18 protein-coding genes and 7 tRNA genes are annotated in these 22,294 nt (G+C 67.2%); 14 read left to right on the top strand and 11 right to left on the bottom strand.

Annotated features, from left to right (window positions below; translation table 11 throughout):
* The first annotated feature begins 11 nt into the window (after positions 1-11).
* The 10 genes from QE373_RS09685 to QE373_RS09640 all read left to right on the top strand — a co-directional run bounded on the left by QE373_RS09685 (position 12) and on the right by QE373_RS09640 (position 10,154).
* Complete coding sequence (locus tag QE373_RS09685) at positions 12-500, top strand: 8-oxo-dGTP diphosphatase (protein ID WP_309685867.1); 489 nt, start codon at positions 12-14, stop codon at positions 498-500.
* Positions 501-944: 444 nt separating this feature from the next.
* Positions 945-1,559, top strand: coding sequence for a CDP-alcohol phosphatidyltransferase family protein (locus QE373_RS09680; RefSeq protein ID WP_309685866.1), 615 nt, complete (start codon positions 945-947; stop codon positions 1,557-1,559).
* Between the two features lie 13 nt (positions 1,560-1,572).
* Positions 1,573-2,652 carry a class III poly(R)-hydroxyalkanoic acid synthase subunit PhaE gene (gene phaE / locus QE373_RS09675; RefSeq protein ID WP_309685864.1) on the top strand — a complete coding sequence of 360 codons (1,080 nt, stop codon included), beginning with the start codon at positions 1,573-1,575 and terminating at the stop codon, positions 2,650-2,652.
* On the top strand, positions 2,649-3,716 hold the full coding sequence (gene phaC, locus QE373_RS09670; protein WP_309685862.1) for a class III poly(R)-hydroxyalkanoic acid synthase subunit PhaC: 1,068 nt from the start codon (positions 2,649-2,651) through the stop codon (positions 3,714-3,716). The genes phaE and phaC overlap by 4 nt, the downstream gene beginning before the upstream one ends.
* A 65-nt stretch (positions 3,717-3,781) precedes the next feature.
* Positions 3,782-3,988: a PspC domain-containing protein gene (locus QE373_RS09665; RefSeq protein ID WP_309685860.1), complete on the top strand. Its 207-nt coding sequence runs from the start codon at positions 3,782-3,784 to the stop codon at positions 3,986-3,988.
* Positions 3,958-4,425, top strand: coding sequence for a hypothetical protein (locus tag QE373_RS09660; RefSeq protein ID WP_309685858.1), 468 nt, complete (start codon positions 3,958-3,960; stop codon positions 4,423-4,425). Before QE373_RS09665 ends, QE373_RS09660 begins: the two co-directional genes overlap by 31 nt.
* A 253-nt stretch (positions 4,426-4,678) precedes the next feature.
* Complete coding sequence (locus QE373_RS09655) at positions 4,679-4,894, top strand: hypothetical protein (protein WP_057508615.1); 216 nt, start codon at positions 4,679-4,681, stop codon at positions 4,892-4,894.
* A 181-nt stretch (positions 4,895-5,075) separates the two neighbouring features.
* Positions 5,076-7,454 carry a Tex family protein gene (locus QE373_RS09650; protein ID WP_309685854.1) on the top strand — a complete coding sequence of 793 codons (2,379 nt, stop codon included), beginning with the start codon at positions 5,076-5,078 and terminating at the stop codon, positions 7,452-7,454.
* 232 nt (positions 7,455-7,686) lie between these two features.
* The gene (locus QE373_RS09645) at positions 7,687-9,861 is read left to right on the top strand and encodes a PAS domain S-box protein (protein ID WP_309685852.1); all 2,175 of its coding nucleotides are present in this window, start codon (positions 7,687-7,689) and stop codon (positions 9,859-9,861) included.
* A 134-nt stretch (positions 9,862-9,995) separates the two neighbouring features.
* Positions 9,996-10,154, top strand: a complete 159-nt coding sequence (locus tag QE373_RS09640) for a hypothetical protein (protein WP_309685850.1) — start codon at positions 9,996-9,998, stop codon at positions 10,152-10,154.
* A 112-nt stretch (positions 10,155-10,266) separates the two neighbouring features.
* Here QE373_RS09640 and QE373_RS09635 read toward each other — a convergent pair.
* From QE373_RS09635 to QE373_RS09590, 10 genes are all read right to left on the bottom strand, one after another.
* Positions 10,267-10,352, bottom strand: a tRNA-Leu gene (locus QE373_RS09635).
* Positions 10,353-10,398: 46 nt separating this feature from the next.
* The gene (locus tag QE373_RS09630; protein WP_309685848.1) at positions 10,399-11,346 is read right to left on the bottom strand and encodes an SOS response-associated peptidase family protein; all 948 of its coding nucleotides are present in this window, start codon (positions 11,344-11,346) and stop codon (positions 10,399-10,401) included.
* Between the two features lie 57 nt (positions 11,347-11,403).
* Positions 11,404-11,479: transfer RNA gene (locus QE373_RS09625), tRNA-Glu, on the bottom strand.
* Between the two features lie 49 nt (positions 11,480-11,528).
* Positions 11,529-11,604: transfer RNA gene (locus tag QE373_RS09620), tRNA-Ala, on the bottom strand.
* Between the two features lie 44 nt (positions 11,605-11,648).
* Positions 11,649-11,724 (bottom strand) — tRNA-Glu (locus QE373_RS09615).
* A 49-nt stretch (positions 11,725-11,773) separates the two neighbouring features.
* A tRNA-Ala gene (locus tag QE373_RS09610) sits at positions 11,774-11,849 on the bottom strand.
* Between the two features lie 181 nt (positions 11,850-12,030).
* A tRNA-Glu gene (locus QE373_RS09605) sits at positions 12,031-12,106 on the bottom strand.
* Between the two features lie 52 nt (positions 12,107-12,158).
* Positions 12,159-12,234: transfer RNA gene (locus QE373_RS09600), tRNA-Ala, on the bottom strand.
* A gap of 76 nt (positions 12,235-12,310) precedes the next feature.
* Positions 12,311-14,665: a heavy metal translocating P-type ATPase gene (locus tag QE373_RS09595; RefSeq protein ID WP_309685846.1), complete on the bottom strand. Its 2,355-nt coding sequence runs from the start codon at positions 14,663-14,665 to the stop codon at positions 12,311-12,313.
* The gene (locus tag QE373_RS09590; RefSeq protein ID WP_309685844.1) at positions 14,662-15,060 is read right to left on the bottom strand and encodes a heavy metal-responsive transcriptional regulator; all 399 of its coding nucleotides are present in this window, start codon (positions 15,058-15,060) and stop codon (positions 14,662-14,664) included. Before QE373_RS09590 ends, QE373_RS09595 begins: the two co-directional genes overlap by 4 nt.
* 196 nt (positions 15,061-15,256) lie before the next feature.
* Here QE373_RS09590 and QE373_RS09585 point away from each other — a divergent pair, with 196 nt between their 5' ends.
* The 3 genes from QE373_RS09585 (at position 15,257) to dsbG (ending at position 18,064) form a co-directional block, all read left to right on the top strand.
* The gene (locus QE373_RS09585; RefSeq protein ID WP_309685842.1) at positions 15,257-16,300 is read left to right on the top strand and encodes a helix-turn-helix domain-containing protein; all 1,044 of its coding nucleotides are present in this window, start codon (positions 15,257-15,259) and stop codon (positions 16,298-16,300) included.
* Between the two features lie 100 nt (positions 16,301-16,400).
* Positions 16,401-17,198 carry a TlpA disulfide reductase family protein gene (locus QE373_RS09580; RefSeq protein WP_309685840.1) on the top strand — a complete coding sequence of 266 codons (798 nt, stop codon included), beginning with the start codon at positions 16,401-16,403 and terminating at the stop codon, positions 17,196-17,198.
* A gap of 29 nt (positions 17,199-17,227) precedes the next feature.
* Positions 17,228-18,064 (top strand): thiol:disulfide interchange protein DsbG, encoded by an 837-nt coding sequence (gene dsbG, locus QE373_RS09575; RefSeq protein WP_309685838.1) that lies wholly within the window; start codon positions 17,228-17,230, stop codon positions 18,062-18,064.
* 533 nt (positions 18,065-18,597) lie between these two features.
* On the opposite strand, the gene QE373_RS09570 is transcribed toward dsbG, so the two are convergent.
* Positions 18,598-19,104, bottom strand: a complete 507-nt coding sequence (locus QE373_RS09570) for a hypothetical protein (RefSeq protein WP_309685836.1) — start codon at positions 19,102-19,104, stop codon at positions 18,598-18,600.
* A 315-nt stretch (positions 19,105-19,419) separates the two neighbouring features.
* Between QE373_RS09570 and QE373_RS09565 the strand changes: the two genes are divergently transcribed.
* Entirely contained in the window at positions 19,420-22,206 is a 2,787-nt protein-coding gene (locus QE373_RS09565; protein WP_309685834.1) for a glycoside hydrolase family 3 C-terminal domain-containing protein, read from the top strand.
* Positions 22,207-22,294: the final 88 nt, after the last annotated feature.

Raw genomic sequence — 22,294 nt, 5'->3', positions numbered from 1 at the left:
TGGACCCCCGCATGCCGTATACCCCCATCGTTGCCACACTGGGCTACGTGCTGTCGCCTGACCGTCGCCAGGTGCTGATGATCCATCGCAACACGCGGCCGGGTGACCATCACCTGGGCAAGTACAACGGACTGGGCGGCAAGGTGGAGCCGGACGAAGACGTCGCCAGCGGCATGCGCCGGGAGATCCAGGAAGAGGCCGGGATCGACTGCACGTCGATGCAGCTGCGCGGCACGATCAGCTGGCCGGGCTTCGGCAAGCACGGCGAGGATTGGTTCGGTTTCGTGTTCGTGATCGATGCCTACGAGGGCACGCCGCACGGCGGCAACCACGAAGGCACGCTGGAGTGGGTGGACGTGGACAAGCTGGATACCCTGCCCATGTGGGAAGGCGATCGCCATTTCCTGCCGCTGGTGTTCGACACCGATCCGCGCGCCTTCCATGGCGTCATGCCGTACCGCGATGGGCGGATGCAGTCGTGGAACTACAGCCGGATCTGAGCAGCGCTGGCATCCCGCCGAGCACGGCTCGGCGCTACCGAGCCCCGCGCGCCGAAGCCGGGGGGATGCAAGGCATGCGCGGACAACCTGTGCCACCCGCCGTATCTGAAGGGCCCTAGCTTCAATCCCGCCATACCGTGTTCTGTCAGAGGGAAAGCCCCCTTCAAAGGGGGCGCGCCGAAGGCGGGGGGATGCAAGGCATGCGCGGACAACCTGCGCCACATCAGTGGCGCAGGTTGTCCACAGGGGGTGTGGATTGTTGGTGAGCAACTTTGTGGATAACCCCCGCACGCCCCCGCCGGGCAACGCTGTCAAGATGGGTGGCCAAAAATTCACCGCAGGTGATGATCGGTGATGGCGTGGTGAATACGTCGTCCGCGGCACCCGCTGTTGCCTTCGCGCGCCCTCGCGTACCCTGTAGCCCACTGCTGCCCGTGAGCCTTCATGAAACGACACTTCTCGATGCTGCGCGAGTTCCAGCTGGCCGACTGGTTCACCCTGGCCAACGCCTTCTGCGGCACCGGCGCGGTGTTCGCGGCGATGCGCTTCCTGCAGGACGGGGCGCAGGGCTACCTGCTGTTCGGCATGGCGCTGATCCCGCTGGCTTTCATTTTCGATGCCCTGGACGGGCGCATCGCGCGCTGGCGCAAGTCCAGTTCCACCCTCGGCCGTGAGCTGGACTCGCTGTCCGATGTGATCTCCTTCGGCGTGGCGCCGGCCGCGCTGGCGTATGCCTGCGGCATGCAGGGCGGTTGGGACTGGCTGGTGCTGAGCTACTTCGTGTGCTGCGGGGTCAGCCGCCTGGCGCGCTACAACGTGACCGCCGAGGCGCTGTCCGAAGGCGGTGACAAGGTGCCGTATTTCGAAGGTACGCCGATCCCGAGCAGCCTGCTGCTGGTGATCGTGCTGGCCATTGCCGCGGCAACCGGCGGTATCGGCGAGGCGCTGTGGCTGGGCCAGTGGCAGCTGGGTCCGTGGCAGCTGCACCCGCTGGTGCTGCTGTTCGCGCTGTCCGGGTCGCTGATGATCAGCAAGACCCTGCACATCCCCAAGCCATGACGCAGGCACCGGCATGAGCGGATCGAGCAACCAGCCCGGTGGCATGGATTTCGAGGCCCTTGCGCGCCACTACTACGGCGCGTGGGGCGATTCGCTGCGTCAGGGCGGTGCCGCTGGCACCGATCCGGGTGAGTGGAAACAGGTACTGGACTGGTGGGCGCAGCTGCTGCCCGAGCGCGGGCCGGGGCCGGCCGACGATGCGCTGCATCGTTTCCGCGAACAGGCCGGTGGCTGGTACGGCACCATGCAGCAGGTGGCCTCGCAGTTTGCCGGCCGCGATGCCAGCAGCGCGGACGTGGCCCAGGCCTGGCGCGATGCGGTGATGGGGCAGGGCAAGGGCGAAAGCCTGCTGCACTGGATGCTGCAGGGCGCGCAGGGGAGCACCGGCGCCGGCGGCGGCATGGACGATGTGGTGGCCGTGCTGGAGCAGTGGCAGCAGCGCCTGGCGCCGTGGCTGCAGAGTCCGGCATTTGGCCCGGCGCGCGAACACCAGGCGCGCTGGCAGAAGCTGCTGCAGGCCCAGCAGGCGTTCCAAGGCCATTCCAAGGAATATGTGGCGCAGATCCAGCAGGCGCTGGACGCGGCATTCGCGCTGTTCGAACAGCGGCTGGCCGAGCACGAGTCGCCGGGAAGCCAGCTGACCAGTGCGCGGGCGATGTTCGATCTGTGGATCGAGGTCGCTGAAGAGGCCTATGCGAAGGTGGCGTTGTCAGAGACCTTCCAGCAGGTGTTCGCCTCGTTGGGCAATGCACAGATGCGCCTGCGTTCGGCCGTGCAGCATGAAGTGGAACAGCTGAGCGAACGCGTGGGCCTGCCGACGCGCACCGAAATGGATGCCGCGCACAAACGCATCGCCGAGCTCGAGCGCCAGCTGCGTCGCCTGCAGGCCAGCGTGGAGCAGCTGCTGCGTACCCCGGCGGCGGCAACCGACGACTGGGCCGAGGCGGTGCAACCGGCGGTGGCCAAGGTGGTGCCGCGGCCGCGCAAGCGTGCGGCGGCTGCACCGAAAGCGGCGCCCCCCACGGCCAAGCCGGCCAAAGCGACAAAAGCGGCCAAGCCGGCCAAGCCGCGCGTCCGGAAGCCACGCACATGAAGGGCCCGCTGGGATTCAACGCCGACGACCTGATGCAGGAAACCCTGGCCATGCAGCGCAAGCTGATGGAGGGCCTGCAGCTGCTGCCATCGGTGGAGGACGTGGATTACGGCGCCACCGCGCGCGAAGCGGTCTGGAGCGATGGCAAGGTGGTGCTGTACCGGTTCGTGGGCGACCAGCCGCCGGTGCATGCCCGGCCACTGCTGATCGTCTACGCCCTGGTCAACCGGCCCTACATGGTGGACCTGCAGGCCGACCGTTCGCTGGTGCAGAAGCTGCTGGCACTGGGGCACGATGTCTACGTGCTGGACTGGGGCTACCCGGACCGCTCCGAGCGCTACCTCACTCTTGAAGATTACCTGCTGCGTTACATCGACGGCGCGGTGGACGCCCTGCGCGCGCGCAGCGGCGGAACCGTGGACATGCTCGGTATCTGCCAGGGGGGGGTGTTCGCGCTGTGTTATGCCGCGCTGCGCCAGGCCAAGCTGGCCAACCTGGTTACCATGGTCACGCCGGTGGACTTCCATACTGCCGACAACATGCTGTCGCATTGGGCGCGCCAGGTGGATGTGGACCTGCTGGTGGACACGCTGGGCAACATCCCGGCCGACCTGATGAACAGCAGTTACCTGATGCTCAAGCCGTTCCGGCTGAATGTGCAGAAATACGTGGGCCTGCTCGACATCCTCGATGACAAGGCTGCGCTGGAGGACTTCCTGCGCATGGAAAAGTGGATTTTCGATTCGCCCGACCTCGCCGGCGAGGCCTTCCGCGAGTTCATCAAGCAGTTCTACCAGGGCAACGGGTTGATGCGTGAGGGCGTGCAGATAGGCGATGAGCGGGTGCAGCTGTCGCAGGTGACGTTGCCGGTGCTGAACCTGTACGCCGAGCAGGACCACCTGGTGCCGCCGGATGCATCGCGCGCGCTGCGCGGACGGATCGGCAGCACCGATTACACCGAATCCAGCTTCCGTGGTGGGCATATCGGCATCTACGTGTCCGGCCGGGCCCAGCGTGAGGTGCCGGCCACCCTGCACGAGTGGCTGGTGGCGCGCAGCGGCTGATCCCGCTGACCTCTCGTAGACGGCGAGGTCGCTAGGGTAGTATCCAGACCATCGGAGTTCCTGCCATGAATGCCACCACGCCTCGTACTCTCTCGCGCTCGCTCAGTGACCGCATGATCGCCGGGGTGATCGGCGGCATCGCGCACCGCTTCGGTTGGAGTCCCACCCTGCTGCGCATCCTGTTCGTGGTGGTGTCCATCGCTTCGGCCGCCTTCCCCGGCATCCTGGTCTACCTGATCCTGTGGCTGCTGATCCCCAACGAAGCCGACTGATCCCGGCGCCGCGCTGGCTGCGCCCATTGCAGTTGCTGGGCGCGGTGTGGACCTCGCCCAATACGCTGATCGGCCTGGCTGCGGGCGCGGTCGGGCTGCTGGCCGGCGCACGCGCGCGCTGGAGCGGCCGCGACTGTGCGCTGGTGTTCCAGCACTGGCCGTGGGGACCGGGCGGGGCGATCACCCTGGGCAACGTCATCCTGCATACCGGCGGCGATCTCAAGGTCGCCTGCCATACCTATGCGCACCAGGCCGGGCATGGCGTCGAGCCGACCATCCGGCTGGACGACCATGAGCGCGCGCATGTCTACCAGTATCTGGTGCTGGGCCCGCTGTACCTGCCGGTCTACCTGCTGTGCGGCGGGGTGAGCGTGCGCAATCCGTTCGAACGTGCGGCCGATCACTATGCGCGTTTCGGCCATGGCTGGTGGCCCTGACGGCTGCGTCATGGGCTCATGACGTCGACAGCGGGCGCCCGGCGCCAGATGTGATCGAGATGTTACCGGGGCGTTAAAAACGCGTAAGGATTTCGCACGGATCTTCCGTCATTTCCGTGCAACCGGTCGTTATTACCCTTCGTGACATCTGAGTCAGCTTGCACGCGCTAAGCTGCACTCAGGCGGTCGTGAAGGCAGTACTGCAGCGGCCACCTGCACCAAAGCGCAGTACGTAACCTGGAGAACACATCACATGGCAATCGTTCTATATGTCGGTGGTAGCAAGGACGGCGACAAGGGCGTGATGCCCTATGGCTTCAGCAAATCCCGCGCCGAAACCGCGCTGGGGCCGGAGATCTATACCGAGCGGTTCATGGAACTGCAGGGCGTGGGCAAGGTCCGGTTGATGGCACTGGAGAGCCTGCGCGACGACATCGTCATGCAGCACGCCGCACGCCACTACCGCTGATCCCAGCACTGGCCTGGACACGCGATGAGGGCGTGTCCGCGCCGACATCCCAGCCGAACGCAAGGATGTCGGCGCAGGCAGGATGCCTGCCCCGCCACGCACGCCGCTGTCAACGCCTTCCCGTGCCAGCCGTGCGGGGCCAGAATGGGATCTTTCCGCATCAAGGCCACGGCCGGACGCAATGTCAGATACCCAGCTTGCCCAGCAGATCGCCCAGACCATCGCCGATGAAATCGGTGCCCAGGCTGCCCAGGCGCGTGCCGCCATCGCGTTGCTCGACGAAGGCGCCAGCGTTCCGTTCATCGCGCGCTACCGCAAGGAAGTCACCGGTGGGCTGGACGACACCCAGCTGCGCAACCTCGAATCGCGCCTGACCTACCTGCGTGAACTGGAAGACCGTCGCGCTGCCGTGCTGTCCAGCATCGACGAGCAGGGCAAGCTGACCGACGAACTGCGCAGCGACATCCTGGCCGCCGATACCAAGAGCCGGCTTGAAGACCTGTACCTGCCGTACAAGACCAAGCGCCGCACGCGTGCGCAGATCGCCCGCGAGGCCGGTCTGGAGCCGCTCGCCGATGGCCTGCTGGAGGACCCGACGCGCGAACCGAAGGTGTTCGCCGAGACCTTCGTTGATGCCGGAAAGGGCGTGGCCGATGCCAAGGCCGCGCTGGAAGGTGCGCGGGCGATCCTGATGGAGCGGTGGGGCGAAGATGCCGCGCTGGTCGGCGAGCTGCGCGGCTGGCTGTCCGACAACGGTGTGATCCGTGCGCGCGTGGCCGAAGGCAAGGAAAACGAGGGCGCCAAGTACCGCGATTATTTCGAGCACGCCGAGGCCCTGGCGAAGATCCCGTCGCACCGGCTGCTGGCGCTGTTCCGCGCGCGCCGCGAGGAGATCCTGCACCTGGAACTGGACCCGGGCACCGATGCCGAGGCCGGCCACCAGTACGGCGAAGGCCGCGTCGCGTTCAAGGCCGGGATCCGCGACGCGGGTCGTGCGGCCGATCGCTGGCTGCTCGATGCCTGCCGCCTGACCTGGCGCGCCAAGCTGCACATGCACCTGCTGCTGGACCTGTTCAACCAGGCCCGCGAGAAGGCCGAGGCCGAGGCGATCACCGTGTTCGGTGACAACCTGAAGGATCTGCTGCTGGCCGCACCGGCCGGGCCGAAGACTGTGCTCGGGCTGGATCCGGGTATCCGCACCGGCTGCAAGGTGGCCGTGGTGGATGCCACCGGCAAGCTGGTAGCCACCGACACCATCTACCCGCACGAGCCGCGCCGGCAGTGGGAGCAGTCGCTGCAGTCGCTCAGGCACCTGTGCATCAAGCACAACGTGGAACTGATCGCGATCGGCAACGGCACCGCCAGCCGCGAGACCGACAAACTCGCCGGTGAGGTGATCGCCGCGATCGGCAGCACCACGCTGCAGAAGATCGTGGTCAGCGAGGCCGGTGCGTCGGTGTATTCGGCATCGGAATTCGCGGCCAGGGAGTTCCCGGACCTGGACGTGTCGATCCGTGGCGCGGTGTCCATCGCGCGCCGCCTGCAGGATCCGCTGGCCGAACTGGTGAAGATCGAGCCGAAGGCGATCGGCGTCGGCCAGTACCAGCACGACGTGGACCAGTACCGCCTGGCACGGGCGCTGGAAGCGCGCGTGGAAGACTGCGTCAACGCGGTCGGCGTGCACGTCAACACCGCCTCTGCCGCGCTGCTGGCGCGCGTTTCCGGGTTGTCTTCCACGGTGGCCGAGAACATCGTGCGGCACCGCGACGACAACGGCCCGTTCAAGCGCCGCAAGGACCTGCTGAAGGTTCCGCGACTGGGCGAGAAGACCTATGAACAGTGCGCCGGTTTCCTGCGCATCGCCGATGGTGACCAGCCACTGGACGCGTCCTCGGTGCATCCGGAGGCCTACCCGGTGGTGGAACGCATCGTGGCCGCGACCGCGCGCCCGATCAAGGCGCTGATCGGCGATGGCAGCTTCCTGCGCGGACTGAAGCCGGAACAGTTCACCGACGAAACCTTCGGCGTGCCGACCGTGCGCGACATCCTGAAAGAACTGGAAAAGCCCGGTCGCGATCCGCGTCCGGAGTTCAAGGCCGCCCGCTTCGCCGAGGGCGTGGAGGACATCAAGGACCTGCGCGAAGGGATGATCCTGGAAGGCGTGGTGAGCAACGTGGCGGCGTTTGGCGCGTTCGTCGACATCGGCGTCCACCAGGACGGACTGGTGCACATCTCGGCGTTGTCGGACACCTTCGTCAAGGATCCGCGCGACGTGGTCAAGGCCGGCGACATCGTCAAGGTGAAGGTGCTGGAAGTGGACGTGGCGCGCAAGCGCATCGCCCTGACCCGGCGCCTGGACGATACGCCCGGTCAGTCGACCAGCCGACCCGGCGCCCGCGATGAGCGCCCGAACGCTGGCAATCCAGCGCGCCGCGATGGGGCAGGCGGCCGCGGTCCCGGCCAGCCGCGCGGCCATGGCGGCGGTGGGCGTCCGGGCAGCACGGCGGCCCCGGCGAACAATGCGCTCGCTGACGCCTTCGCCCGGGCCAAGCGCAGCTGAGTACGACGGCCTGGCCGGCCGATCCGCGCTGACCGGTCGCCGCTGCTTCGGCATTCTGTGACGGGGGGGCTTACGCAGCGCCCCGCGATTGCGCACACTGCACGATGAGGGGGCCGATAAGGCCCGGGCCAGATGCCGGGAGGGCCATGGAGGTCAGTTCTGCAGGCGTATCGACCAGGTCCCCGTGCGCGAGCACGCGACAGGCCTGTGCGCGGCTGCGTGCGGTGCGCCGATGAGCGATCTTTCCGACGGTCCGGCCAAGGGCCTGCAGGCGCAGCTGGAACAGGCGCTGGAGCAGGTCCGGCGGCTGCGCATGATCATCGACGGCAGTGCCGCCGGTACCTGGGAATGGAATCCGACCAGCCACCACATGCAGGTCAACGCGCGCTGGGCGGAGATCGTCGGCTACACACTGGAGGAGCTGCAGCCGATTTCCTCGGACACCTTCGAACGCCTGGTCCATCCGGACGACCTGCAGCGCTCGGATGCCCAGCTGCAGGCGCATTTCGCCGGCGAGACGCCTTTCTACGAGTGCCTGGTACGGATGCGCCACCGCGATGGCCATTGGGTGTGGGTGCAGGACCGTGGCCGGGTGTGCGAGTGGGATGCGCACGGGGCGCCGGTGTGGATGGCCGGCGCGCATGCCGACGTGACCGATCTGCAGCGGGCGCGCCAGGAAGTAGCCGGTGCGCGGCAGCGGCTGCAGTCGATCGTCGATTCGTCCGATGAAGTAGCGGTCATCGTCACCGATGAGCACGGCACCATCACCCTGTTCAATTCCGGGGCCGAACGCCTGCTCGGCTACCGCGCCGACGAAGTAGTAGGCGTGGCCAGCCCGGTGCTGTTCCACCATGGGCAGGAAGTGGAGGCGTTCCTGCAGACCCTGCCCGCCGACGAGGTGGCCGGCAGGGACCTGTTCGGCGTGCTCAGCGGGCGTGCGCGCGAGCACACTTATTCCCGGCAGTGGACGTTCCTGCGCAAGGATGGCCAGCACCGCCAGGTGCGGCTGTCGATCAGCGCGCTGGCCGATGCCCAGGGCGAGGTCACCGGCTTCGTAGGCATGGCCACGGACATCACCGAAGTGCTGCAGGCGCGGGCCGAAGCGCGCCTGGCCGAAGAGAAATTCGCCGGCGCCTTCACCAGTGCCGCGCTGGGCATGGCGCTGGTGTCGCTGGAAGGGCGCTGGCTGGACGTCAATGACGCGCTGTGCCGGATCATGGGCTATTCGCGCAACGAACTGCTTCAGGTCGATTTCCAGCGCCTGACCCACCCCGATGACCTGGATGCCGACCTGGCCATGGTGCAGGGCCTGCTGCGCGGCGAGCGGGCGCACTATCACCTGGAAAAGCGCTACATCGGCCGCGAGGGCAACGTCATCTGGACACGGCTGTCGGTGTCGCTGGTACGCAGCGAGCAGGGCGATCCACTGCACTTCGTATCGCAGATCCAGGATGTGACCGCCCAACACGCCAGCGAACAGCGCGTGCTGCAGGCCGAACAGCGCAGCCGGATCACCCTGGATGCAGTGACCGACCTGGTGCTGAGCGTGGACCTGGACGGCCGCATCGAGCATGCCAATGCGGCCGCGGTGCGAGCGCTGGGTGGCCCGGATGGCGCCCCGCTGCACGGCCACCACGTGGGCGAGATGCTGCAGCTGACCACCGAATACGCGCCGCTTTCGCCATTGGACCTCTCCGTGCTGCTGGACCCGGACAGCAACGCGGTGGACCTGCATTCGGACCTGCTGCTGGTGCAGGGGGGCGAGAACATGCCGGTGGATGTGTCGCAGGCCTGGTTGCACGACGACGCCGGCGCACTGCGTGGCGCGGTCTGGGTGATACGCGATGTGACCCAGCTGCGCGCGCGGCAACGCGAGGCGCGGCAGCTGGCCGAGATGGATCCGCTGACCGACCTGGTCAACCGGCGCGGTTTCGAAGCGCACCTGCAGCAGGCCATCGCCCACGTGGACCGCACCGGGCAGGCTGCCTCGCTGATGTTCATCGACCTGGATCAGTTCAAGCCGGTCAACGACACCTGGGGGCACCTGGCCGGGGATGCCGTGCTGTGGGCGGTGGCCAACGTGCTGCGCCATGGCGTGCGCGATTCGGACGTGGTGGCGCGGCTCGGGGGCGATGAGTTCGCGGTGATCCTGGCGGGCTGTTCGCTGCGCCGCGCACGGCGCATCGCCGGCGAGCTGCTGCACACCATCGGCGGGCTCTCCATCCCGTGGGAGCAGCATCGGATCAAGGTCGGGGTGAGCATCGGCATCGCCTCGATCAACACCGGGATGAGTGTCGACGAAGCGGTGGCTGCGGCCGATGTGCAGTGCTATCGGGCCAAGGCGGCCGGGCGCAACAACGTGCAGTCCGAACCGATGGGGCTGGAATCGCCGCCGGAATTTGATTGATCGGTGCGTGAAGGTCTCAGCCGGTGAGAGCGGGGCAGGGGACACTGCCCGCACCTTCAGACACACCGGGGAATGGCATGGCAGGTTGGGATCGGGACGTGCTTCGCGCGTATGGGCCGGCGGCAGCAGCATGGGTGGCCGCAGTGCTGGGTTGGCTGCTGCTGGAACAGGTGCAGGCTGCGCCGCTGCAGGTGGAACTGGCCAGCGTGCTGCGCTGGATGGTGGTGGCCCTGCTGGGTGCCACGCTGGGCCATGGAGGCTGGGTGAGCTGGCGGCTGTGGCGGAGCGCGTGATAGGGGGACCGTGACGACCAACGGTCGTCACCCACCGGGCATGGGGCATGACGGCCAGCGGCCGTCACTACCAATGAAAAAGCCAGGCAGGTGGCCTGGCTTTTTTTCGTGCTGGTGCCGGTGAAAGGACTCGAACCTTCATGGGGTCACCCCCGGCTGATTTTGAGTCAGCTGCGTATACCATTCCGCCACACCGGCAGCGTGGCCGCGTAGTGTAAACAAAAGCACGCGCCACGGGTAGGCCTCAGGCCGCTTCGCTCCACGCGTAGTGGATGTCTTCGCGGTCGTCGAGGATCCGGTACTGCGCGGCCAGGTCGTTGGGGTCCGGGTTCAGCCACGCATCCAGATGGGTTTCGCGGATCGGCACGATGCCGCGGTCGTGGCCGGTGGCGGCGACATCGCGCGGCGGCTCGTCGGTGACCGCCGCAAACGACACCAGGCGCCCTTCGGGGCCTTCCCATTCGGCCCACAGGCAGGCGATCAGCAGGTCGCGGCGTGGCTGCGGCTGGAATTCCAGCACCACGTCGCTTTCGTCATCGGCGGCCTGCAGCGGCAGGCCCTTGCGCGGAACGTGCTCGTAGAACGACTGCACCACCACCACCCCGTGGCGATGACCGAACGCGCCGCGCCAGTAGCCTTCCAGACTGTCGCGGCGCGCGTTGTAGGTGCCCGGATACAGCACGTCGTTGCGCGCGGGTTTGTCCGGCAGCCGGCACTGGTAGCGCATCGGCTTGATCACCCGCTGGCCCTGTTCTGCCACGATCACCGGCGCATAGGTGCCGGGGAAGATGCGGTTGTCGCGCGGCAGTTGCTGGCTGCGCTGCAGGTCGTCCAGGCGCGACTGCGCGCGTTCGATTCGGTTGCCGGCGATGCGCAGCTCATTGCGCGCCTTCTGTGTGGGCTTGCTGGCCACGGCAGCCTGGGCAACGGTGCGCCGCTCATGCTGGCGACGCAGTTCGCCTTCCAGTTCGCTCTGTTCCTGCGCATGCCACTGCTGGATCATCGCCACGATATCGCGGCCGGCGTCGGTGCGTGCGCCACGGAATCCATCGTCCATCGCCTTCGGGGTCTTCGGCCGCTTCTTGGCCGGGTCGAAGGTGTACAGGCGGGAGAATTCGTCCAGCGACATCGTCGCGCCGTAATGACGGACCAGCTTGGCGTAGTCGGCGCGGATCTGGGCGGAATAGCACATGCGGGCAGCTTAACGCAGGAAAAGAAAAACCCGGCCGAAGCCGGGTTTTTGCAGAATTGGCGTCCCCACGGGGATTCGAACCCCGGTCGCCACCGTGAAAGGGTGATGTCCTAGGCCTCTAGACGATGGGGACGCACGAAAACTTGAGTTGTACTGCTATCCAGACGGCCTAATGCCTGGAGTGGTGGAGCCAAGCGGGATCGAACCGCTGACCTCCTGCATGCCATGCAGGCGCTCTCCCAGCTGAGCTATGGCCCCATTGAAACCCGGTTGCCTGATGGGTCAGGTTTCCGTTTTGAAACTGGCGTCCCCACGGGGATTCGAACCCCGGTCGCCACCGTGAAAGGGTGATGTCCTAGGCCTCTAGACGATGGGGACGCACGAAAAACTTCAAGTTGTAGAACCTTCGACGGCCTAATGTCGAAAGTGGTGGAGCCAAGCGGGATCGAACCGCTGACCTCCTGCATGCCATGCAGGCGCTCTCCCAGCTGAGCTATGGCCCCGTGTAACCGAGCCGCCTATCATACCGGCTTATTCACGTTTGTGGAAGCTTTTTTGAAGCTTCCCGGCAATTGAAGGATACACCCACCGAAGTGAAGACCCGACAAGCGCCACGCCCGTGAAGGCCGAAGGCGATGAACAAAAAAGACCCGGTTTCGTCCGGGTCCCGGTTGTTCAGATGAGTGGCGTCCCCACGGGGATTCGAACCCCGGTCGCCACCGTGAAAGGGTGATGTCCTAGGCCTCTAGACGATGGGGACGCATTGCTCATCAATTTATTCGCGACCTTTCGACGGCCTAATGCCGAAAGTTTGGTGGAGCCAAGCGGGATCGAACCGCTGACCTCCTGCATGCCATGCAGGCGCTCTCCCAGCTGAGCTATGGCCCCACGTCGCTGAGGTGCGAAATCATAGCGATGGGTACTGGGGTTGGCAAGCATTTATTGCAGTTTTCTGCATGCCGATTCAGACGCCCGGTAGACGCTGCGAACGCAGCCGAAGTGCATTGCTGATCACCGAGACCGAACTCAGGCTCATCGCCACCGCCGCGAGCATCGGCGACAGGCTGATTCCCCACGGCATCAGCACCCCGGCAGCGACCGGAATGCCCAGCCCGTTGTAAGCGAATGCGAAGCCGAGGTTCTGCTTCATGTTGCGTACCGTGGCACGCGACAACTGGCGTGCGCGCAGGATGCCGCGCAGGTCACCCTTGACCAGCGTTACCTGCGCGCTGGACATCGCGACGTCGGTGCCGTGCCCCATGGCGATGCCGATATCGGCGGTCGCCAGTGCCGGCGCATCGTTGATGCCGTCGCCGGCCATCGCCACGCGGCGACCCTGCTGCTGCAGCCGGCTGACCAGGGTGGACTTGGCTTCCGGGCGCATGTCGGCGTGGACCTCGTCCACGCCGAGCCGCGTGGCGACCGCCCGCGCGGTCCGTTCCGCGTCGCCGCTGGCCATGACGATGCGAAGGCCATCGGCGCGCAGTGCACGGACGGCCTCGGCGCTGGTCGGCTTGATCGGATCGACCACCGACAACGCCGCCGCAAGCGTGCCATCGAGTGCCAGCAGCATCACGCTCGCACCATCGGCACGCAGTGCATCGGCGCGCTGCAGCAGTCCGGCAGGCAGCATCACGCTGTTCTCTTCCATCAGCGCACGGTTGCCGATCAGGAGGGTGCGCTCGCCGACGCGACCGCGGGCCCCGCGTCCGGTCATCGAATCGAAATCCTCGACCGGCAGCAGGGCCAGGCCGCGCGCGCGGGCTTCGGCCACGATCGCCATCGCCAGCGGGTGTTCGCTGCCCTGGTCGACACTGGCGGCCAGCTGCAGCAGCTGCGTGGCATCCAGCGAGTCGTCAGCGGCAGCCAGCTGCCCGAACACCGGCCGGCCTTCGGTCAGCGTGCCGGTCTTGTCCAGCACCAGGGTGTCGATGCCGCGCAGCGTTTCGATGGCCTGCGCATCGCGGAACAGCACGCCGTGCTGGGCGGCCCGTCCGGTAGCGACCATGATCGACATCGGCGTGGCCAGCCCCAGCGCGCAGGGGCAGGCAATGATCAGCACGGCCACCGCATTTAGTACGCCATGCGTCCACGATGGCGCAGGGCCGAACAGGCCCCAGCCCAGCAGGGTCAGCACGGCGACGCCAAGCACTGCCAGCACGAACCAGTACGCGGCCCGGTCGGCCATCCTCTGCATCGGCGCACGAGAGCGCTGGGCCTGCGCGACCAGCTGCACGATCTGCGCCAGCACGCCGTCCTCGCCCACGCGCCCAGCCACGACCACCAGGCTGCCCGAGCCGTTCATCGTGGCACCGATCACCGCATCGCCGGGCGCCTTGGCCACCGGCAGTGGTTCGCCGGTCAGCATCGATTCGTCCAGGTGCGACCGGCCTTCCAGCACCGTTCCGTCCACCGGTACTTTTTCGCCGGGCCTCACCCGCAGGTGGTCGCCGCTGGCAATCTGCTGCAGCATGACGTCGTGTTCACTGCCGTCGGCATCGATGCGCCGTGCGGTCTTCGGCGCCAGCCCGAGCAGTGCCTTGAGCGCGCCGGAGGTACGTGCGCGCGCGTGCAGTTCCATCAGCTGGCCGAGCAGGGTGAGCGAAATGATCATCGCCGCCGCTTCGAAATACACACCGACCTGGCCGTGCTGGTGGAACGAAGCGGGGAACAGGCCGGGGGCAACGGTGGCGACCAGGCTGTAGCCGTAAGCGGCGATCACCCCGGTACCGATCAGTGTCCACATGTTCGGGCTGCGGTTGCGGATCGACTGCGCCCAGCGCTGCAGGAACGGCCAGCCCGCCCACAGCACCACCGGACTGGCCAGCAGCGCTTCGACGCCCACCCGCAGGGCCGGGGCCAGGCCGTGCAGCAGCGGGGTCATCGCCAGCATCGCCAGCGCCATGGTGGCCAGGCTGAGGGGCAGCGACCACCAGAAGCGCCGGCGGAAGTCGGTCAGCTCCGGGTTCGCGCCGTCATCCAGCGTCGGCATCATCGGTTCCAGCGCCATGCCGCAGATCGGGCAGGTGCCCGGGACGTCCTGCACGATTTCAGGATCCATCGGGCAGGTGTACTGCGCTCCCTCGACGGCCGCTGCCGGTGCCGCCTGCGGCTGCAGGAAACGTTGCGGGTCAGCCAGGAAACGTTGCCGGCAACGGGCGGCGCAGAAATACCAGTCCTGCCCGTCGTGATGCGCGTGGTGGGGCGTGCTGGCCGGGTCGACGGACATGCCGCAGACCGGGTCGCGCGCGGTTGCTGCGGGGAGGGGCGCGGAGGCGGCCGCTCCACTGCAGCACGAACGGGGTGCACCTGCACTCATTCCAGTTCCTCCTGCAGAGCGGCCATGATCGGACAGCCGACCATCGCGCCATGCCCGGGGCAGGCGTCGACCAGGTGCGCCAGTGCATGCCGCATGCGCTCCAGTTCGCGCATGCGCAGGTCGATGTCGGCCAGGCGGGCAGCGGCGGTCTGGCGCACGCTGGCCATGTCGCCGCCGCGTTCGGCCGACAGCATCAGCAGGTCGCCGACTTCTTCCAGGCGAAAGCCCAGCGCCTTGGCGCGACGGATGAAGCGAAGCCGCTGCACCGCGTCATCGTCGAATATCCGATAGCCGGCCGCGGAGCGTCGGGCGGTCGGTAACAGCTGTTGCCGCTCGTAATAGCGGACGGTATCGATAGGCACACCGGCACGGCGCGAGAGTTCACCAATATTCATAAAGCCCTCCGAATGTGACCATCATCAACCCTTGAGTGAGGTCTAGAGTCAATAGCTGCTGAAAAGCAAGGCTTCTGACGCAGTTTGCAGCTTTCTTCATAGCCTCGGCCTGTACGCGATTCCTAACCTGCATCCACCGAAGAGCCTCGCCGTCAATGGCGGCGGCTCTGTTCGCGGGAGGCAAGAGGAGGAGCTGATGGACGCAAACAAGAACGAGCTGACTGAAATCGCAGTAGTGGAATATCCGGGCGCAGACCCGTCGGCTGCATCGATGCTGGCCGAGATGGCACATGTCGGGAACCGGCTGGCGCAGCAACAGGGCCGGCATACGGCACGTATCCTGGTGTCGCGCTGGATCATGGCCAGCGATGGCGGTGGACCACAGCGGGTGGCTGGCGCGGAGATGCTGGATGCGACCGTGCCTGCGATCATTGCCCTGCCCGGGCAGGTCAGCCAGAACGGACAGATCCGTGATGAGTCGGTCCTGCTGGATTGGTTGAGCGCCCACTACGACGGCGGGAGCCTGATGGCGGCGGTAAATGACGGAATCGGCGTGTTGTCGCGTGCCGGCCTGCTCGCTGGCCGGACCGTTGCCAGCGTGGACGCCACCCGTTTCCCCGGGCTGTCGTCGCAGGGCGGCAGCTGGGTTCCCAGTGAGCGGCTGCTGGTGGACGATGGTGACCTGCTGACCGTCACCGGTTCCCAGGCCTGGCGTTTCCTCGCCCTGCGGCTGCTTTACCGGGTGCACGGCCAGGGCGTCATGGCCGCGGTGGCACACCAGCAGGGCATCGTCGTGCCTGCCGGTATCCAGCAGGACCTGGAGCGTTTCAGTGCCAACTTCGCCCATGGTGATCGCGACGTGCTCAAGGCGCAGCGTTGGCTGCATACCACGGCTGCACGCGGTGCCACGCTGGGTGCGATCTGCCAGGCCTCGGGGCTGGAGCCGCGTACGCTGCAGCGTCGCTTCCTGAAGGCCACCGGGCTGCGCCCGATCGAGTACTGCCAGCGGCTGCGTATCGCCAAGGCGCAGCTGCTGCTGCAACTGGGCGGGGCGATCGATGAAGTGGCATGGGGCGTCGGGTATGCGGACCAGAGCGCATTCCGCCGCCTGTTCCTGCGCATCGTCGGCATGACCCCGGCAACGTACCGGCGCATGGTGGCAGGCAAGCAGCGCGCCGCGCAGGCCGGAACGTCGCCAATGGGCAGCCCGATCCGTCCGATCGACCGGCACGCAGCCTGAATGGACACCTGTCCTGTGGCTTGCCGCCGTCGCGAGGGTGAACGACCCTCGCTCTGGTTGAACGTGCAGGGCAGGACCCGTTGATGACGCACCCGTGATGATGAGCCTGGGACCAGTGCCGCTGCCGGTGGCACTGGCTGTTTCATTCCTGCTGCTGGCGTTGCTGGTGGCACGCCTGTGGCCACGTCCCCCCGGTATTTCGTGGCGGCCTGCCAGTGCCTTGCTGGTGGACATGTTCCTGCTGGGCCTGCTGGCTGCACGCGCGGTCTTCGTGCTGCGCGCCGCGCCACTGTACCTGGATGATCCCTGGTCGATCCTGCGGATCGGTGATGGCGGTTTCGATCCCAGCGGATTCTTCGTCTTTGCCGCGGGCTGGGGCGCCTGGAAGCTGCGCCGGCATCCTCCGCTGCGCCCGGCCGTGCTTGCCGCGACGCTGCTCGCCGCGGGTGGCTGGTGGGGTGCGAGCGCCGGGCTGCAGCACTGGCAGGCCGCGCAGGTCCGGCTTCCGGAGCTGGTACTGCAGGACCTGGCTGGCCAGCCGGTCGGGCTGGCGGCGGGGCAGGGCCGCCCCGTGGTGGTGAACCTGTGGGCCAGCTGGTGCGGTCCGTGCATCCGCGAAATGCCGGTGTTGGCGGCGGCGCAGCGGGCGCACCCGCAGGTGCGCTTCCTGTTCGTCAACCAGGGCGAGGATGTGGCCACGGTGCAGGGATTCCTGCGCGCGCATGCACCCGGCCTGCAGGGCGTGCTGCTGGACGAACCCGCCCTGACGGGCCAGGCGATGGGCGTGCAGGCGTATCCCAGTACGCTGTTCTTCGACCGCGAAGGAAACCTTCGCGAATTGCACCTGGGCGAACTGACCGCTGCAGGCCTCGAGCACAAACTGCGTCGGCTGCGGTAGCCTGCGCGAGCATTCAATCAGGAGTTGTCATGTTTTCCACGAATCTGCGCGTCGCACCCGCGGCGCTGGTGTTGCCGATCCTGTTGGCGCTGTCCGGCTGTGGCGAGGCGCAGACGCCGAAAAACGCCGCGCAGGCAACGCCTCCCGCGGCAGGTGCCAGTGGTGACGCATCCGCGGTCCCGGCTCCGATCAAGGGCCTGCAGAAACTCGGCTTCGACGTCGTTTCGGAATTCGAGGCGCCCGGTGGCCTGCGCGGGTTTGCCGGCGTGGTCGGCGGGCAGCAGCCGGCGGCGGCGTATCTCACTCCCGATGGCAAGCATGTGGTGGTGGGAAGCCTGTTCGATGCGCAGGGCAATGACGTCGCGCGCGACCTGCTGACCGAAAAGGTGGCCGGACCGATGACCGAGAAGATCTGGTCGCAGCTTGAATCCAGTGCGTGGGTTGCCGACGGCAAGGCAGGTGCGCCGCGCGTGGTGTACACCTTCAGCGATGCCAACTGCCCGTACTGCCACAGGTTCTGGGAGGCGGCGCGGCCGTGGGTGGATGCCGGCAAGGTGCAGCTGCGCCACATCATGGTGGGCGTGATCCGCGAAGACAGTCCGGGCAAGGCGGCGGCGATCCTGTCGGCGGCCGATCCGAGCGCTGCGCTGCTGGAGAACGAGCACGCGTTTGACCGTGGTGGCATCAAGCCGGTGGCGATCAGTGCCGATGCGTCGCGCAAGCTGGATGCGAACCAGGCGTTGATGGTGGAAATGGGCTTCCAGGGCACGCCGGGGATCCTTTTCAAGGATGCCGACGGGCACGTGCAGCGCCGTTCGGGCATGCCGCAGGGCAACGACCTGGAGTTGATGTTCGGCCCGCGCTGATGGGGTGTCGGTTTGCCGGGGCTGCGCCCCGGCACCTGCTTTTTTCAAGCCGGGGCAAGGGCAACTGCAACGGCCAACGGCAACGGCAACGGCAACGGCTTCAGGGCTGCTTGATGGCGGGGCGGGGTGGCTGTGCAGGACACGCCGTGAATCCGTCCATGGAGGCTCGCTTTTCGCATCCATGCGAAAAGACGGTCCTGCACAGCCACCCCGCCCCACCTTCGACAGGTCCAAGGTGGCCATGGACAAGGCAGGGGGGAAGGGGGGGAATGGGGTCAGAGTCCTTTCGCTACGCGAAAGGACTCTGACCCCTGCCTTTATTATTTTTTCAACGCGGGTGGCGGCCACCGGAACCTGTCCGGGGGCCGGGCGGTGGGGCTGGGCGGGGGCGTTGAGCGCCATGGATGGCGCGAAACGAGGCCCGCATGGATGCGGCTTTTGCCGTCCCCCGCGCAGCCCCACCGCCCGGCCCCCAGCACGTAGCCAGCAACAAAGCCACCCGCGAGGGGGTCCCACCCGTTCGACCCACGCGCCTACGGCGCCGAAGGCATCCCCGGCCGCACGTAGAACGACCTCCCGCTATCGTCCACGAACATCAGTTCCGGCGCGCCCTGCCAGGAGGTCAACATCGCGCCGGTGTTGTTCTGGTGCTTGACCATCAGCGTGGCGCCGCGATCCGGGTTGGCGACCACTTTGAAGACTTCGGTCGCGCCGGTGGCATCGTCCAACGTCAGGATCGCTTCGCCGCCCACGTCCAGCGTGCCGTAGCCGCCGCGCTCGGCGCCGTCCGGGCCCAACAGCACCACGCCGGACAAGGGCGCCGCACGCGGACCCAGCGGTTTTCCACCGCCAGCGGGATCGGGGACCGGTGCCCCCAGGATCAATCGCGGCTGGCCCTGCGCATCGCGGATGACCAGTCCCCGGGCCTGCAGTACCTGGTCGGGTGATTGCGCCTGCTGCTGGCGCCAGGCGGTCCACCCGCAGGCAGCCAGGGCGAGGAGAGAGACGGCGAGGGCGGTGCTGCTCAGGGCACGGGACATGCTGGATTCCTTCCTTGGATCGATCCATGACAATAGCCGATGCACGCAGGCGGCTCCAGTCGTCCATCCGACCTTCGCCGCATGCGACGAAGGTTGACAGCAGCAAACCCCCTCGACCACTCTTCACCTGTTGGATTGCCCCGCAATCCAGGAGCAGGTTGTCACGCCGGACGGAGGGGTCCGTGCGCAGGCCCGCTCCGCCCCGGCCCCTGCAGCACCGCTTCGGCGAGGCCTGCATGCGGGCTAGCGCTGCTCCCTTCGGCGGCACCCTTTCCAGGACCGACTGCGCAGGCATCGGGTTTGAAACGTCTGTCGATGAAAACGATTACAAAGCAGCTCTCCCTTTCCGCCGCCATCGCGCTGGCGCTTTCCGTTCCCGCCTTCGCCGCCGACACCGCGGCGTCCTTCAACGTGCTGGCGCTGGACAAGGCGCCGTTGGCTGCTGACGTGCCGTCGCTGGTCACCCAGCTGGGCGAGGTCCAGGCCGACGTGGTGGCCGTGCTGGACGTGGAGCGTCCGGTGGGCGCGATCGATCCGCTGCAGACCCTGGCCGACCAGCTCGGCTATGACTATCGATTCGTCCAGGCGGACGTGGATGCGCAAGGCACAGCGCAGGGCCAGGTGCTGCTGAGCCGTATCCCGGTGCAGGCCGAATCCGGCCCGGAACAGGTCGGTCGCGGCTACCTGCGACTGGCCGACGAGCGCCACGTGGTGGCGCTGTATGCACAGGCCAGCGCGGATGCGACGGCCTTGCCGGCGCTGCTGCAGTCCTCGCGCCTGGGTGCGCCGGCGGTGCTGCTGGCGCCGGGCTCGGTGGCCACCGACGGTTTCGTTGCCAGCGGTGTATCCGGTGTGGCGAGCAACGGCTTCGGCGAAGGCCGCGCATCGGACCTGAAGCTGCGCGATGCCAGCGGCAAGGCGTTGAAGGCGCAGCTGCTGGCCCTGCCGTATGCGCAGGGCGCCACGCCGTCGCAGCCATGGATGGACACCACGCTGGGCGCCGACGAGCGCACCCGCCTGCTGCTGGGTGAGATGACCCAGGACGAAAAATTCCAGATGCTGCGCAGCTACTTCGGGTTGGGCAAGGACGGCGGTCCGCTGCCGGAAGGCGCGGTCGGGTCGGCCGGTTTTGTGCCGGGCGTGGCGCGGCTGGGCATTCCGGCGCAGCAGTCGGCCGATGCCGGCGTCGGCGTGACCAACCCCGGCGGCATCCGCAAGGGCGACTTCGCCACCGCGATGCCGTCCGGTCCGTCAACGGCGTCCAGCTGGAACCCGCTGATCGCCTATGTCGGCGGCGCCACCATGGGCCGCGAAGCGTGGCAGCAGCGCTTCAACATCCTGCTCGGTGGCAGCGTCAACCTGCAGCGCGATCCGCGCAACGGGCGCAACTTCGAATACGCCGGCGAAGACCCGCTGCTGGGCGGGGTGATCGTGGGTGAGTCGATCCGCGGCATCCAGAGCCAGCACGTCATCTCCACGATGAAGCATTACGCGCTCAACGACATGGAGACCCGACGCAACTTCCACAGCGTGCAGATCGGCGACCAGGCCATGCACGAGTCGGACCTCCTGGCGTTCGAGATCGCAATCGAACTCGGCAAGCCCGGTTCGGCAATGTGTTCCTACAACAAGATCAACGGCATCTACGGTTGCGAACATCCGTACCTGATGAACCAGGTGCTGAAGCAGGAATGGAAGTTCCCCGGTTTCGTGATGTCCGACTGGGGTGGCGTGCACAGCGGCTCGAAGGCGGCGCTGGCCGGCCTGGACCAGCAGTCGGCCGGCGAAGTGTTCGATGCCACCACCTTCTTCGACCAGCCCCTGCGCCTGGCCGTTGCCGGTGGCACCGTGCCGCAGGCGCGGCTGGATGACATGGTGTCACGCATCCTGCGCACGATGTTCCTGCATGGCAACTTCGATAACCCGCCGCAGCACCAGCCGATCGACGTGGAAGCCGGGTATGCCGCGGCCCAGCGCACGGTGGAAGAGGGCAGCGTGCTGCTGCGCAACGAAGGCAACCTGCTGCCGCTGGCCGACAGCGTGAAACGCATCGTGATCATCGGCGGTCACGCCGACAAGGGCGTGATCGGCGGCGGTGGCTCGTCGATGGTGGGGATCACGGCAAAGGGCACCAATGCGGTGCCGGGCGTGATGCCGACCACTTGGCCGGGCCCGGTGATCTTCCATCCGTCATCGCCGCTGGAGGCGCTGCGCGCCGAGCGGCCTGATGCCCAGATCACCTACGTGGATGGCCGCAATCCGGCCGCCGCCGCGCGGGCGGCTGCACAGGCCGACGTCGCCTTGGTGTTCGCCACGCAGTGGTCGGCCGAATCGGTCGACCTGCCGGACATGCAGCTGCCCGACCAGCAGGACGCGCTGATCAGTGCGGTGGCCAAGGCCAACCCGAAGACCGTGGTGGTGCTGGAAACCAACGGCCCGGTGCGTACGCCGTGGCTGGCGCAGGTGCCGGCGCTGCTGCAGGCGTGGTACCCGGGCATCCGCGGTGGCGAGGGCATCGCCGCACTGCTCACCGGCAAGGTCAATCCGTCCGGTCGCCTGCCGGTGACGTGGGTGGTGGACGAATCGCAGCTGCCGCGCCCGCACGTACCGGGGCTGGGCTTCAACCCGAAGCAGCCGGCGGTGGACATCTTCGATTTCGACATCGAAGGCGCCAACGTGGGTTACAAGTGGGCAGCGGCCAAGGGCCTGGTGCCGACCTTCGCCTTCGGCCATGGCCTGTCCTATTCCAGCTTCGCCTACGGGAACCTGCAGGTGAGCGTGGAAGGGCAGCGTGTGGTGGCCAGCGTGGACGTGCGCAACACCGGCGCGCGTGCCGGCGCCGACGTGGCCCAGCTGTACCTGAAGCTGCCGCAGGGCCACACCACGCCGATCCGGCTGGTCGGCTTCGACAAGGTCAACCTGCAGCCGGGTGAGCAGCGCCGGATCCGCATCGAAGCCGAGCCGAAGACCCTGGCCGACTTTGATCCGACCGCGCGCCAGTGGAAGATTGCCGCTGGCACGTATCAGCTGCAGCTGGGCCGCAACGCGGCCGAGCCGTTGCAGGTGGTGGATGTGCAGCTGCAGGACACCGTGGTCCGCTGATCGCGGCGAGGGAGGTGACGACCAACGGTCGTCACCCACCCGCGTTCCGCAACGCGGTAGCGCCGAGCCACGCTCGGCGAGCGCAGCG

Origin of the sequence: Stenotrophomonas sp. SORGH_AS_0321 (assembly GCF_031453215.1) — a bacterium.
Classification (GTDB): domain Bacteria; phylum Pseudomonadota; class Gammaproteobacteria; order Xanthomonadales; family Xanthomonadaceae; genus Stenotrophomonas; species Stenotrophomonas chelatiphaga.
This window is presented reverse-complemented; position numbering and strand designations above follow the sequence as displayed.

Bases quoted from the DNA above. Each gene is read 5' to 3' on its own strand.
- QE373_RS09685 (WP_309685867.1), top strand. From the start codon at position 12: ATGCCGTATACCCCCATCGTTGCCACACTGGGCTACGTGCTGTCGCCT.
- QE373_RS09680 (WP_309685866.1), top strand. From the start codon at position 945: ATGAAACGACACTTCTCGATGCTGCGCGAGTTCCAGCTGGCCGACTGG.
- phaE (WP_309685864.1), top strand. From the start codon at position 1,573: ATGAGCGGATCGAGCAACCAGCCCGGTGGCATGGATTTCGAGGCCCTT.
- phaC (WP_309685862.1), top strand. From the start codon at position 2,649: ATGAAGGGCCCGCTGGGATTCAACGCCGACGACCTGATGCAGGAAACC.
- QE373_RS09665 (WP_309685860.1), top strand. From the start codon at position 3,782: ATGAATGCCACCACGCCTCGTACTCTCTCGCGCTCGCTCAGTGACCGC.
- QE373_RS09655 (WP_057508615.1), top strand. From the start codon at position 4,679: ATGGCAATCGTTCTATATGTCGGTGGTAGCAAGGACGGCGACAAGGGC.
- QE373_RS09650 (WP_309685854.1), top strand. From the start codon at position 5,076: ATGTCAGATACCCAGCTTGCCCAGCAGATCGCCCAGACCATCGCCGAT.
- QE373_RS09645 (WP_309685852.1), top strand. From the start codon at position 7,687: ATGAGCGATCTTTCCGACGGTCCGGCCAAGGGCCTGCAGGCGCAGCTG.
- QE373_RS09630 (WP_309685848.1), bottom strand. From the start codon at position 11,346: ATGTGCTATTCCGCCCAGATCCGCGCCGACTACGCCAAGCTGGTCCGT.
- QE373_RS09595 (WP_309685846.1), bottom strand. From the start codon at position 14,665: ATGAGTGCAGGTGCACCCCGTTCGTGCTGCAGTGGAGCGGCCGCCTCC.
- QE373_RS09590 (WP_309685844.1), bottom strand. From the start codon at position 15,060: ATGAATATTGGTGAACTCTCGCGCCGTGCCGGTGTGCCTATCGATACC.
- QE373_RS09585 (WP_309685842.1), top strand. From the start codon at position 15,257: ATGGACGCAAACAAGAACGAGCTGACTGAAATCGCAGTAGTGGAATAT.
- QE373_RS09580 (WP_309685840.1), top strand. From the start codon at position 16,401: ATGAGCCTGGGACCAGTGCCGCTGCCGGTGGCACTGGCTGTTTCATTC.
- dsbG (WP_309685838.1), top strand. From the start codon at position 17,228: ATGTTTTCCACGAATCTGCGCGTCGCACCCGCGGCGCTGGTGTTGCCG.
- QE373_RS09570 (WP_309685836.1), bottom strand. From the start codon at position 19,104: ATGTCCCGTGCCCTGAGCAGCACCGCCCTCGCCGTCTCTCTCCTCGCC.
- QE373_RS09565 (WP_309685834.1), top strand. From the start codon at position 19,420: ATGAAAACGATTACAAAGCAGCTCTCCCTTTCCGCCGCCATCGCGCTG.